Consider the following 12,808-nt stretch of genomic DNA (forward strand, 5'->3'; position numbering starts at 1 on the left):
TTTCTCCGCCCGGCGGGGGGATGTTTGGGGTTTGCGGAACTGCCCGGGGGGCAGAGACTTGCTTGCGGGCCATGATCGGGGAATTTTCCGGCAGTTGCCCAGCCTTGGAAATTGCCTTGAGCCGTCAATTCGACTCTAATCCCGTGAAACAAGCGCGAAAATGCGCTGCGGGACACGGCGGGACGACGGGCACATGGCAGAAGGCATCCATTACTCCATCGAGGACGGCGTGGCCGTGCTGAGTGTCGACCATCCGCCGGTCAACGCGCTCAGTCACGCGGTGCGAGTTGGGATGGCTGCGGCGCTCGACCGGGCGGAGGCGGACCCCATGGTGAAGGCTGTGGTGCTGATAGGCTCGGGGCCGACTTTTCCGGCGGGTGCGGATCTGACCGAGTATGAAAGCGGGCTGAAGGCGCCATACCTGCGGGAAATCTGCGCCCGCTTCGAAGACAGCCCCCATCCGTTCGTAGCAGCATTGCACGGCACGGTCTATGGCGGCGGGCTGGAACTGGCGCTGGCGGCGCATTACCGCGTGGCCCAGGCAGGCGCGCGTGCCAGCTTGCCCGAAGTGCGCATGGGGCTGACGCCCTCGGCCGGGGCGACGCAGCGCTTGCCGCGCCTTGTCGGCACGCCGCTGGCGCTGGACATGATGATAACTGGTGGCACGCTGGCGCTGGATAGTGGAGCGGGGCGCGCACTGGTGGATGACATATGCGAGCGGGACCTGCGCGCCCATGCGGTGGCCTTTGCGCGGACCCTTATCGAGGCCGGGCGGGGACCGCGTCCGACCCGTGAAATGCGCGGGATGTTCGAGGACTATGCCGCCCACGCCGACGCGCTGACTGGCAAGCGGGCAAAGCTTGGAGCGGAGGAGGGGGCCGAGGCGCAGGTGCTGCATCTCGCGGAGGCCGCGGCGCTGCTGCCCTTCGAGACGGGTGTCGCCATGGAGCAGGACGCTTTCGAGATCTGCCTCGCCTCGGACGCGGCACGGGCCTTGCGCCATGCATTCACCGCTGAACGCCTGGCACGCCGCTTTGCCCTGCCCAAAGGTACCGTCGGGCCTGAGATTCGCCGCATCGCGGTGCTGGGGCCGGGCCCGCTGGCCATGCAGATCACCATTGCGGCGCTGAACGCCGGCGTCGGCGTGCACTGGGGCGCGTCGGATCCGGAAAAGCTGTGCGAAGGGGTGGAGCAATTGCGCGACGTCTTTGCCGCCGGTGTGAAGGGCGGTGGCCTATCGGCGGAGCAGGGCCGCGCGCGGATGCAATTGCTGCAGTGGGGAGAGAGCGCCGAGATGATCGGCGGCACGGATATGGTTTTGCTTGCAGCGCGCGGGCAGGGCGAAGTGCCCGCACCGCGCGGGACGATCCGGGCGGTGGCCATGTCGGGCCGGGTCGACGACCTTGGCCTGCGTTTTGCGCCGCCGGTGTTCTCCACCCGGCTGATGGAGGTGGTGCAGGGCCCGCAGGGGACGGCGGAGCAGGCGGCCTACGGTCTTGCGCTGGCAGAGCGGATGCACCGGGTGCCGGTGCACGTGCGATCCACCGGGGCAAGTATCGCGGGGCGGCTGTCCGCTGCGCTGCATCGGGCGGCGGATGCTTTGCTGGACCTCGGCGCCGATCCCTATGCGGTCGACGCGGCGGTCGAAGGCTGGGGCTGGGCACGCCCCCCCTTCCGCATGCGGGACATGGGAGGACTCGATGACCTGGCGCTGGCGGAGCGGGACGAAGCGGCGGAAAACTGGTCGGCGCTGATGATCGATGTCGGGCGCCGTGGCTGGGTGACGGGCAAGGGGTTCTACGACTGGAAGGATGACGGACCGGAACCTTCGGGGGCCGTGAAGCGGCTTCTGAACGGCTTGCGCGCGCCGCGCGCGATCCCGCCGGAAGACATGGTGCAGTTGCTGGTCGGCGCGATGGCCAACGAAGGCGCGCGGATGCTGGCGGAGGGCATGGCGCTGAAGGCCTCAGATATCGACGCGGTGGCGATCCTGGCGCAGGACTTTCCACGTGCGAAAGGTGGACCGATGATGGCGGCGGAGCAGTGGGGAATGCTGAAGGTGATGAAGCGGCTGGAGAGGCTGGCGCATCCCGACCGCGCCTTTTGGACGCCGGAGGCCGCATGGGCGGAGCACATAAAGTACGGCCGAACCTTCCTGTCGCGGTAACCCGCCGGGCGCGTCTTGCTCCGTCCGGGTCAGCGAACAGGGCTACTTCAGGAAAATGCCGAGGATCACAATCATCAGGCCGATGGTGGACAGGAACAGCGCCCCCATATTCAACGCCACCACACTGCGCACCACGGCGCGCAATTCTTCCTCCGGCAGGCCCGCCTTGCGTGCGCGCCAGACCTTGATGATGCACCACGTCAGTCCGGCGAGCCCTACCAGCGATACCGCCGCCCCGATCCAGATCAGCCAGCCCATGGCGCATACCCCTCTTGCAGATGCGGACCCCGCCTAATGCAGCCCCTTGCGCCGCGCAACCCCTTGATGCTCACGGCGCCCGCCTGTATTCCGTGCCGCAATTCCCCCGGACATCCTCTCAGGAGACGACAGATGCAGGATACGCCCAGTGACAGCTATGGCATCGCGGCCGGTGAGCTGACGCAGTTCATCGAGCGCGTCGAACGGCTCGAAGAAGAAAAGAAGGAGGTCGCCGAGCAGATCAAGGAAGTCATGGCGGAGGCAAAGGGCCGCGGCTATGATACCAAGGTCATGCGCAAGGTGATTTCCCTGCGCAAGCGCAGTGCCGACGACATCGCCGAGGAAGAGGCGGTGCTGGAGATGTACAAGGCCGCGCTGGGCATGGCCTGAGGCGCCGGACGGACTTTGCGGGGCGGGCGATCATCGTCTGAAGGTCCCCGCAAAGGTCTGGACAGGTGCCAGCTGAAAATGTACGGAAGGGCGCCCCCCCGGAGGCGCTCTTTTTTTATGCTGTGCACGGCTTTGTCGCAAAAAGCCCCGGGAGGTGATTGATCCGGGGGAAAGCGCAGTCTAGCCTCGTAACACGGACAAGGAGAGGGGCGCGCGGCGGAATCCGCGGCGCCAGAGCGGGGGCTGAATGGCTGACAGGCCGATCTTCGACGAGATGACTGGACTGGGCGACGAGGTTCGCCAGCCTTACGCGAATTTCCACGGCTGGTTCGAGGGTGAGGATCCGAGACACCTGCGCGCCAAACAGCGCGAGGCGGAGGAACTCTTTCGCCTGACGGGGATCACGTTCAACGTCTACGGCCGCGCCGAGGCGGAGGAACGGCTCATTCCCTTCGACATCATCCCGCGCATCATCGCCGGGCGGGAATGGCAGCGCCTCAGCCGCGGGATCGAACAGCGGGTGCGCGCGCTCAACGCGTTCCTGTACGACATCTACCATGGGCAGGAGATCATCAAGGCGGGCCGCATCCCGCAAGACATGATCTCTCGCAATGACGCCTTCGAGCCGCAGATGATCGGGGTCACCCCACCGGGCCGCGTCTACACCCACATCGTGGGTATCGACCTCGTGCGTACCGGGCCGGACCAGTTCTATGTGCTGGAGGACAACGGTCGCACGCCCTCCGGTGTCAGCTACATGCTGGAAAACCGCGAGACCATGCTGCAGATGTTCCCGGAGCTTTTCACGCGCAACCGCGTGCAGCCGGTGCAAACCTATCCGACGGACCTGCTGAATTCGCTGTCGGCCTGCGCGCCCGACTGCGCCGAGGGCAAGCCCTGTGTGGCGGTGATGACGCCGGGCATCTACAACTCCGCCTATTTCGAACACGCATTCCTTGCCGATCAGATGGGCGTGGAGCTGGTCGAGGGCAACGACATGCGCGTCATGGACGGGCGGCTCTGCATGCGAACGACGCAGGGCTACAAGCCCATCGACGTGATCTACCGCCGCATCGACGACGCCTTCCTCGATCCGCTGAACTTCAATCCCGAAAGCGCGCTGGGCGTGCCGGGAATCATGGACGTCTATCGCGCTGGCAGGCTGACCATCGCGAACGCGCCGGGCACCGGCATCTGCGACGACAAGGCAATCTACAGCTACATGCCGGAAATCGTCGAGTTCTACACCGGCGAGCGGCCTTTGCTGGAAAACGTCCCCACCTGGCGCTGTGCCGAACCCGCCGCGCTCGCCTATGTTCTCGACAACCTCAAGGAACTGGTGGTCAAGGAGGTGCACGGTTCCGGCGGCTATGGCATGCTGATCGGCCCGACATCATCGAAAAAGGAACTGAGCGATTTCCGCAAGAAACTGATGGCGCGGCCCTCCAACTACATCGCGCAACCGACGCTGGCGCTGTCCACGGTGCCGATCTTCACCAAGGCGGGGCTCAGTCCGCGCCACGTGGATCTGCGTCCCTATGTGCTGGTCAGTCCGCAGGGGATCAACATCACGCCGGGCGGCCTGACCCGCGTGGCGCTGAAGAAGGGTTCGCTCGTGGTGAATTCCAGCCAGGGCGGCGGAACCAAGGACACCTGGGTGCTGGAAGACTGATGCTGGGAAAAACCGCCAACGGCCTGTTCTGGATGTACCGCCAGCTCGAGCGGGCAGAGAACATCGCGCGCCTGATCGAAACCGGTCAGCGCATCGCGCTCACCCGTCTCGGCAGTACGGAGGAAGAGTGGAAATCCGTGCTTCAGACCTCCGGCTCGCTCGCAGGCTACTACGAGCACCTCGGAGACGAGATCACCCGCGACCACGCCGTCGACTGGTTGTTGCGGTCGAAGGACAATCCCGGTTCGGTGATGTCCTGCATCGCGCAGGCGCGGCATAACGCCCGTCTGGTGCGCACGGCAATCACCACGGAGGTCTGGGAGGCCACGAATACCGCCTACATGACGGCAAAAGACCAGTTGGCGCGAAAGGTGGCCGATCGTGATCTGCCTGGCGTTCTGCGGATGTTGCGCCAGCGGACCGGCATGGTACGGGGCACGACGCATGGCACGATGCTGCGCAACGAGATCTACGACTTTGCCCGCATCGGTACCTTTCTGGAACGCGCCGACAATACCGCGCGCATCATCGATGTGAAATATTACGTGCTGTTGCCGTCGGTGATGTCGGTGGGGTCCTCGATAGACAACGTGCAGTGGGAAATCCTGCTGCGCTCCGTATCCGGGCGCGGCGGCTTTCGGATGGCCTACGGGGCCCAGACCGACCCGCACGATATCGCGCAGTTCCTGATCCTCGACCGGCGGATGCCGCGTAGCCTCGCCTTCTGCATCGGCAAGATCATCGACAACATGGCGTATCTGTCGGCGGATTACGGCGGCCAACTGCCATGCTGCGTAATGGCGGAGGAGGTGCAGCAGAAGTATCTGCGCCTGTCGATCGACGAGGTGTTCGAATACGGGCTCCACGAATACATCCAGAAGATGCTGGGTGAAATGGCCGCTCTCGGGCGGCAGATCGAAATCGACTACCGGTTCTACGAGTGATGACATGCGGCTGAAGATTTCCCACACCACACGCTATCGCTTCGAGGTTCCGGTGACCTTCGGGCTGCAACAGCTGCGCCTGCGCCCACGCTCGCGCCGGGATCAGCAGGTCATCCGCTGGGACATGACACTGGAGGGGGCGACTCATCAACTCTCCTACGAGGATCACCATGGCAACTACGTGGACCTCATCGGCTTCGATCGCGACTGCACCGAATTATCCGTCCGTTGCGAGGGCGAAGTGGAGATCGGCGAGGCGCATGGTGTCATCGGGCGCCACGTCGGGTTGGTGCCTCTCTGGCTTTACCAACGGGTAACGCCCCGGACAAAGGCCGGCCCGGCGGTGAAGGCGCTGCTGAAGTCGGTGGAAGGGGGCACCGTTCTGGGCCGCTGCCACGCACTGATGCCCGCCATCGCGGAGGCTGTCGCCTACGAGACCGGCAGTTCCGAAAGCCACTGGACCGCGGAGGAGGCGCTGACCGAGGGCCGTGGCGTCTGTCAGGACCACGCCCATGTGTTGATCGCCTGCGCGCGCGAAGCGGGCTGGCCCGCGCGCTACGTGTCAGGGTATCTGATGATGGATGACCGCACCGCACAGGATGCCATGCACGCCTGGGCAGAGGTTCACGTCCCCGACCTTGGCTGGGTGGGGTTCGACCCGGCGAACGCCATGTCGCCGGACGAACATTACGTGCGTGTGGCGCTGGGGCTGGACTATGGCGATGCCGCTCCGGTCAACGGCCGCCGCGTCGGGGGGGAGGGCGAGAGCCTCGAAGTCGCCATAGAGATCGCGCAGCAGTGACGGCGGCCCTGGTCACGGGCCACCGTATGGCGCCCCCGCGTCGCCAAGTCGCGAAGGTTGACTCCACATGGTGCTTGATTGCCCGCCTCGGCGTACCCTAAACGGGACTGCGGCGAGTCAAAGGGACCGACAATGACCTATTGCGTGGGCATGATGCTGAACCGTGGACTGGTGTTCATGTCCGATACCCGCACCAATGCGGGGCTCGACAACATTTCCACGTTCCGCAAGATGACGATCTGGGAAGACGAGGGCGAGCGCTGCATCACGCTGATGAGCGCCGGTAACCTCGCCACCACGCAGGCCGTGGTCTCCGAACTTGACGAACGGCTGAAGGCGCCTTCGGAGCGGTCGCCCTCGCTTCTGGCGGTTCCGTCCATGTTTCAGGCCGCGCGGCTGGTGGGGGAAACCCTGCGCGAGATCATCGACCGGCAGGCGCAATCCGGCCAGCGCGCCGACACTGCCTTCAATGCGACGCTGCTGCTGGGGGGGCAGATCGGGGATAACCCGCCGCGCCTCTTCCTGATCTATCCGGAGGGCAATTTCATCGAGGCTGGCGAGGACACGCCGTTTTTTCAAACCGGCGAGATCAAGTACGGTCGACCGATCCTCGTGCGCGCCTATGAACCCGACATGAGCTTCGAGGACGCGATGAAGCTGCTGCTCGTCAGTTTCGATTCGACGATAAAGGCCAATCTGACCGTAGGCCTGCCCTTCGATTTCCACTGCTACGAGACCGACAGCCTGAAGACGGGCCGCATCGGGCGCGTCACTGCCGAAGATCCCTACTTCCAGACCATCAGTCAGGGCTGGGGACAGGCGCTGAAAGAGACACTCGACAGTCTGGAAACCTTCACGTTCGAGGACTGACGCAGACGCTTCCGTCAAAGCGGTGCCCTCTTGCTTCTTCTTGGCAGCAATACTCAGGGCGCTGGGGCGCTGGGGCAGGGCTTCGCAGCGCGGATCGCGCGCTGTCTCAGTCCAGCACCACGATTCCGGAATGCTTCGATTTGTGTTCCGGCTCGACGTGGATCGTCACCCGGCTTTCGGGGACGGCGTCGTGCATCGCGTGCTCCACCCGGTCGCAGATCTCATGGGCGTCGAAGACGGTCATTTCACCGGGTACGACAAGGTGGAATTCCACGAAGGTGGCAGATCCCGCGTGCCGTGTCCGCAGGTCGTGCGCCTCTACTGCGCCGATTGCATTTTCCGCGATGACCTCGCGAATGCGGGAAAGATCGGCTTCCGGGACAGCTTCGTCCAGCAAGCCGCTGAGCGAGGCGCTCATGACGTGCCAGCCGGACCAGAGAATGTTGACCGCCACCAGCGCCGCCATCGCCGCATCCAGCGCCCACCATCCGGTCACCAGCGCCAGCCCGACGCCCACCGCGACCCCGAAGGAAGTCACGACATCCGTCCACAGATGTTTGCCGTCCGCCACCAGTGCGGGTGACTTCAGCGCACGCCCGCGCCGCATGAGAACAAAGGCCCATGCCCCATTCAGCACCGTGGCAAAACCATTGATCGCGAGGCCCGAAAAAGGCGCCTGCATGGCGCGGGGAGCCTGCGCCGCGCCCCAGGCTTCATGAAGGATGAAAAGCGCGGCAACGATAATCATGACACCTTCGAGCACGGCAGAGAAATATTCTGCCTTGTGATGGCCAAAGGGATGCTGCTGGTCCGCCGGGCGGGAGGCCACGTTGATCGCCACCAGCGCGGCAAAGGCGGTGGCGAGGTTCACCGTGCTTTCCAGCGCGTCCGAGAGCAGTGCCACGGAGCCGGTCAGCGACCACGCCAGCGTCTTCAGCGCCAACACGATACATCCCAGAACGAGGCTGCCCACCGCCAACCGCAGCTTTCCGTTCGGCGGGCTGTTGTCTGTGCTGGCCATGGCGATCCTCTTTCCGGATGCGGTCGGGATACAGGGCGTGAAGGGGCGGCTCAACCACCTGATGTCGCGAATACGCCGCGCGCTGCATTTGCCGATGAAATGCGCGGTGCGCATTGGGCAGATGGCTGGAAAACAAAGAGGGCGGCCCCGGCCGCCCCCGATCCGGTCAGGCGTGGCGGGACCTCAGTCCTTGGCGCGCTCGACGTAAGAATTGTCGGCCGTGTTGATGACCACGCGGGTGCCGACGGCGATATGCGGCGGCACCATGATGCGCACGCCCACGTTGGTGATGGCGGGCTTGTAGGACGAAGAGGCGGTCTGGCCCTTCACCACCGGCTCGGTCTCCGTGACTTCGACAGTGACACGCTGCGGCAGTTCGAGAGAGATCGGGTTTCCTTCGAAGGTCAACAACATCACGCGGGTGCCCGGCTCGAGAAAGGCCGCCGAATCGCCGATCACGTCGGGGGTGGCGGCGACCTGTTCGTAGGTCTCGGGGTTCATGAAGTGGTAGCCTTCGGCATCGTCATAGAGGAAATCCCACTCGCGCTCGTCCACGGTGGCCTTCTCGACCTGTTCCGTGGTCTTCCAGCGTTCGCTGGTCTTCACCCCGTCGGAAATGCGGCGCATGTCGACCGAGGTCGTCGGCGTGCCCTTGCCGGGGTGGAAGTTCTCGGCCTTTAGCACGACGTAGAGCTGACCGTCCTTGTCGACGACGTTGCCCTTGCGGAGAGAGGAAGCGATGACTTTCACGGACTGTTCCTTGCCAATGACGGGTGCGCCGACTAAGCGCCGGATTGATGGCGGACCTACCCGATTGCCGGGCGGATTTCCAGTTCGGAGGTGAGGAGAATGAACGAAACACCCTGGTGGCACCCTTCGCGGCACGCCGACCGGCGGCCGATGCTGCTGGCGCGCAACCGGGCGCAGGCGGCGATTCGCGGCTATCTGGCCACAGAAGGCTTTACCGAAGTCGATCCGCCTGCGCTGGTGCCCTCTCCGGGGAACGAGGCGCACCTGCACGCCTTCCGCACCACCGCTATCGGCAACGACGGGCAGGGGCGGGAGATGTACCTGCACACCTCGCCCGAGTTCGCCATGAAAAAGCTGCTGGCGGCAGGAGAGACGCGCATCGCGGCCTTCGCCCATGTCTGGCGCAACCGCGAGCAGGGGCCGCGACACAGCCCGGAATTCACCATGCTGGAATGGTACCGCGCGGGCGAGGACTATGCCGTGCTGATGGAGGACATGGCCCGCATGGCGCAGCTGGCGGTGCAGGCGGCGGGGGCGGAGGCGCTGCGCTTTCGCGATCAGACCTGCGATCCCTTCGCGCCGTATGAGCGGCTCTCCGTGGCGGAAGCCTTTTTGCGATACGCCGGCGTCGATCTGCTGGCTACGCTGGGAGTGGGGGCAGACAGGCATGGGTTGGCCCGCCAGGCAGAGGCCGTGGGTACGCGAGTGGCAGGCGACGATACATGGTCCGACATCTTCTCGCGCCTTTTGTCCGAAAAAGTGGAGCCGCACCTCGGCCACGGTCGCCTGACCGTGTTGGACCGCTATCCGGCGGTCGAGGCGGCATTGGCGCGGACCTGCGCTGACGACCCGCGCGAGGCGGAGCGTTTCGAGGTCTATGCGTGCGGGGTCGAGCTGGCCAACGGTTTTGGCGAGCTGACCGACGCCGCCGAGCAGCGCCGTCGGTTCGTGGCGGAGATGGACGAAAAGGAACGCGTCTACGGCGAGCGTTATCCGCTGGACGAGGAGTTCCTCGCGGCGCTGGAGCATATGCCGGACGCCTCGGGCATTGCGCTGGGTTTTGACCGGCTCGTGATGCTGGCCACGGCGGCGCCGAAGATCGAGGATATCCTCTGGGTTCCGGTCTGAGGGCCGATTGCCTTATGGGGTGATGAGCGACACCCCGTGCATCTCGGCAATGGTGCCTAGATCGGCTTCGTAGCGCTCCGTCAGTCTGTCGATATAGGCAGCGTCCCAGCCGGGCAGGTCGACGTCTTCCTCGATTTCTTCATCCATGGCGTATTTGTCGAGGAAGGCCGCCATGACCCGCCGTTTCTGCATTTCATTGATATGGGGATTCTCCGCAAGGAAGGCGCGGAAACGTTTCATGCCCTCGCGGTCGATGATCCGGCTGAAGAGGTCGAAGGCGCCGGTGATCTTGCGCGTCATCTCGATCCCGGCCATCCCGCGGATGACCTCACCCCAGATGATGGGCGTGTCTTCGTTGCACCAGACGGTGACGGGCACCTGCGGCACCGCCTCGCGGATACGGCGGATCAGATCGGACCAGCGCAGGTGCATCGGGTCCATCCCGTTGAGAAAGCTTCCGAATTCCTCGTGCGGGGTGGCACCAAAGGTCGCCGGCAAGAAGGTCGCCGGGTTGCGCAGGCCCATGAAGATCTCGACGTCGTCCCCGGCAAAGATGTCAGCGAATGTCTGCAGGCGGCTTTCGGCCTTCAGATACAACCGCCTCTCGTCCAGCGCCAGTTTAGGCACGGAGAAGAAGTTGTCGTTGGACAGTACCAGCCGGTCGATCTGGTGCGGATCCTCGGTCAGGATCGCATCCAGCAGCACCTCGCGCACGTCCTCCCCGGGCGTTGTGCCCTTCAGCTTGGTGATGGCGTCCCCCAGGAGGCGACGGTACTTCGACGGGCCGGGAATGGCCACGCCTTCGTGCCGCCATGTATCGGCATTGCGCAGCAGGCACTTGAGGATCCGGTCCTCGTCCGTGCAGTGCACGCCCACGTGAAGGATCACCTGCATCTCAACCGCCTCGAAGGGTTCCTGTTTCCCTGTCCTACTCTTATAGTCGGACATTGCACAAGGAACCGCGGAAAGGGCACCGCCATGGCCATGGCCGAGACAACACAAAAGCGGATGCTATGGCCTTCCCGGTGGTCACTGGGGGCGGCGCTGATCGCGCTGATCGTGGTGGCACCGATCGTGGCGGTGTTCGGCATCGCTTTCTTCCCGAAGGAAAATATCTGGCCGCACCTGATCTCCACCACGCTGCCGCGATACCTGATGACCACGGCAAAGCTGATGTTCGGCGTCGGGCTGCTGGCGGCCATGGCGGGCACTGGCGCGGCATGGCTGGTGGCGCGCTACGATTTCCCCGGACGGCGCTGGCTGGAATGGCTGTTGCTGCTGCCGCTGGCGATACCGGCCTACGTGGGGGCCTATGCGCTGGTGGACTTTCTCGAATACGCGGGGCCGGTGCAGACTTGGATGCGGGCGCTCTTTGGCTGGAGTTCTGCGCGGGATTATTGGTTCCCGGAGATCCGGTCACTGGGTGCCGCCATCCTCGTGCTTGCGGCGGCGATGTATCCGTATGTCTACCTGCTGGCGCGCGCTGCCTTCCGGGAGCAATCGGCCGCGGCGGAGGAGGTGGCCCGTTCGCTCGGCGCCGGACCTTTCGCCCGGTTCTGGCGGGTGGGGCTGCCGCTGGCTCGCCCGGCCATCGCCGCCGGTGTCGCCATTGTCATGATGGAAAGCGTAAATGATTTCGGCACCGTGGATTACTTCGCCGTGCAGACCCTGACGACAGGAATCTTCTCCGTCTGGCTGGAGGGCAACAATGCGGGTGGTGCGGCGCAGATCGCGGCCGTGGTGCTGGTGTTGGTGGTCTTGCTGGTGACCCTGGAGAAGGTTTCGCGCCGGCGGATGAAGTTCTTCAACCTTTCCACACGGCACCGACCGGTCGAACGGCGCCCGATGACCGGCTGGGCAGGGTGGGTGGCCACACTTGCCTGCGCGATTCCGTTGGTGGCGGGCTTCGTCTTTCCCGCCGGGGTGATCCTGTCACATGCGCTTGAAAACGCCGAGCACTGGGCAAAGCCCGGCCTTTGGCGGGCGGGGCTGAACACGCTGGTCGTTTGCGGCGCGGCGGCAGGGATCACGGTGGCGGCCGGGGTCTTTCTCGTCTACGGAGTGCGGCTCTCGGGGCAACGCCTGCCGAGACTGCTGCTGCCTGTGACGACCATCGGCTACGCCGCGCCGGGGGCGGTGCTGGGGGTTGGCATCCTGATCCCGCTCGCCTGGCTCGACAATCGGGTGGCGGATGCGATCTGGGAGACGACAGGCTGGGATCCGGGACTGGTCCTGACCGGCACGGCCTTCGCGCTGGTACTGGCCTATTCGGTGCGTTTTTTTGCCATTGCGCAGGGGGCGGCGGATGCGGCCATGGGGCGCGTTTCGCCGAACCTGCCGCTGGCGGCGCGGTCCTTGGGGCGGACACAGGGGCAGGTTCTGGGTGCGGTATACTATCCGCTGATGCGGGCCTCCATCGCCTCCGCGCTGTTGCTGGTTTTTGTCGACTGCGTGAAGGAACTGCCCGCGACCCTGCTGCTGCGTCCGTTCAACTACGAAACACTGGCCACGCGCGTGCACGAACAAGCGTCGCTGGAAAACCTCGGCGACGCGAGCCCGGCAGCGATGCTGGTTATTCTCTTCGGTCTTCTGGCGGTAGCGCTATTGGCGCGGGCGAACCGCTGAAAAGGGACTTTTCAACGCCGGAAAACCCGGCTAAACGGTGCGCTGTGCCCCTATAGCTCAGCTGGTAGAGCAACTGATTTGTAATCAGTAGGTCCGCGGTTCGAGTCCGTGTGGGGGCACCATAACAAAAATTCCGCATTGTTTTCATTGGATTTTTCGGGGAAAGTGCCCCACGAAAAAC

12 protein-coding genes and 1 tRNA gene are annotated in these 12,808 nt (G+C 64.6%); 9 read left to right on the plus strand and 4 right to left on the minus strand.

The window, feature by feature from the left end; genetic code table 11:
* Positions 1 to 193 precede the first annotated feature (193 nt).
* Entirely contained in the window at positions 194 to 2,167 is a 1,974-nt protein-coding gene (locus tag J5474_RS23015; protein WP_209363143.1) for an enoyl-CoA hydratase-related protein, read from the plus strand.
* Positions 2,168 to 2,209: 42 nt separating this feature from the next.
* On the opposite strand, the gene J5474_RS19320 is transcribed toward J5474_RS23015, so the two are convergent.
* Positions 2,210 to 2,425: a hypothetical protein gene (locus tag J5474_RS19320; RefSeq protein ID WP_209363144.1), complete on the minus strand. Its 216-nt coding sequence runs from the start codon at positions 2,423 to 2,425 to the stop codon at positions 2,210 to 2,212.
* Positions 2,426 to 2,557: 132 nt separating this feature from the next.
* Between J5474_RS19320 and J5474_RS19325 the strand changes: the two genes are divergently transcribed.
* The 5 genes from J5474_RS19325 (at position 2,558) to J5474_RS19345 (ending at position 7,103) form a co-directional block, all read left to right on the plus strand.
* The gene (locus J5474_RS19325) at positions 2,558 to 2,815 is read left to right on the plus strand and encodes a DUF2312 domain-containing protein (RefSeq protein WP_209363145.1); all 258 of its coding nucleotides are present in this window, start codon (positions 2,558 to 2,560) and stop codon (positions 2,813 to 2,815) included.
* A 247-nt stretch (positions 2,816 to 3,062) separates the two neighbouring features.
* Positions 3,063 to 4,487: a circularly permuted type 2 ATP-grasp protein gene (locus J5474_RS19330; protein ID WP_209363146.1), complete on the plus strand. Its 1,425-nt coding sequence runs from the start codon at positions 3,063 to 3,065 to the stop codon at positions 4,485 to 4,487.
* Entirely contained in the window at positions 4,487 to 5,431 is a 945-nt protein-coding gene (locus J5474_RS19335) for an alpha-E domain-containing protein (RefSeq protein WP_209363147.1), read from the plus strand. Before J5474_RS19330 ends, J5474_RS19335 begins: the two co-directional genes overlap by 1 nt.
* 4 nt (positions 5,432 to 5,435) lie before the next feature.
* Positions 5,436 to 6,233: a transglutaminase family protein gene (locus tag J5474_RS19340; protein ID WP_209363148.1), complete on the plus strand. Its 798-nt coding sequence runs from the start codon at positions 5,436 to 5,438 to the stop codon at positions 6,231 to 6,233.
* A 132-nt stretch (positions 6,234 to 6,365) separates the two neighbouring features.
* Positions 6,366 to 7,103, plus strand: a complete 738-nt coding sequence (locus tag J5474_RS19345; protein WP_209363150.1) for a proteasome-type protease — start codon at positions 6,366 to 6,368, stop codon at positions 7,101 to 7,103.
* A 106-nt stretch (positions 7,104 to 7,209) separates the two neighbouring features.
* Here the strand turns inward: J5474_RS19345 and J5474_RS19350 are convergent, their stop codons facing one another.
* Together J5474_RS19350 and efp are read right to left on the minus strand one after the other, a co-directional pair.
* Positions 7,210 to 8,124, minus strand: a complete 915-nt coding sequence (locus tag J5474_RS19350) for a cation diffusion facilitator family transporter (RefSeq protein ID WP_209363152.1) — start codon at positions 8,122 to 8,124, stop codon at positions 7,210 to 7,212.
* Positions 8,125 to 8,307: 183 nt separating this feature from the next.
* Positions 8,308 to 8,874, minus strand: coding sequence for an elongation factor P (efp, locus tag J5474_RS19355; RefSeq protein WP_209363154.1), 567 nt, complete (start codon positions 8,872 to 8,874; stop codon positions 8,308 to 8,310).
* A gap of 99 nt (positions 8,875 to 8,973) precedes the next feature.
* Here efp and epmA point away from each other — a divergent pair, with 99 nt between their 5' ends.
* Entirely contained in the window at positions 8,974 to 10,002 is a 1,029-nt protein-coding gene (epmA, locus tag J5474_RS19360; protein ID WP_209363156.1) for an EF-P lysine aminoacylase EpmA, read from the plus strand.
* A 12-nt stretch (positions 10,003 to 10,014) separates the two neighbouring features.
* On the opposite strand, the gene J5474_RS19365 is transcribed toward epmA, so the two are convergent.
* Positions 10,015 to 10,896: a hypothetical protein gene (locus J5474_RS19365; RefSeq protein ID WP_209363158.1), complete on the minus strand. Its 882-nt coding sequence runs from the start codon at positions 10,894 to 10,896 to the stop codon at positions 10,015 to 10,017.
* 84 nt (positions 10,897 to 10,980) lie between these two features.
* Between J5474_RS19365 and J5474_RS19370 the strand changes: the two genes are divergently transcribed.
* Both J5474_RS19370 and J5474_RS19375 read left to right on the plus strand, forming a co-directional pair.
* Entirely contained in the window at positions 10,981 to 12,627 is a 1,647-nt protein-coding gene (locus J5474_RS19370) for an ABC transporter permease (RefSeq protein ID WP_209363160.1), read from the plus strand.
* 46 nt (positions 12,628 to 12,673) lie between these two features.
* Positions 12,674 to 12,749 (plus strand) — tRNA-Thr (locus tag J5474_RS19375).
* The last annotated feature ends 59 nt before the right edge of the window (positions 12,750 to 12,808 follow it).

The organism is Sagittula salina (genome assembly GCF_017813235.1).
Lineage (GTDB): Bacteria > Pseudomonadota > Alphaproteobacteria > Rhodobacterales > Rhodobacteraceae > Sagittula > Sagittula salina.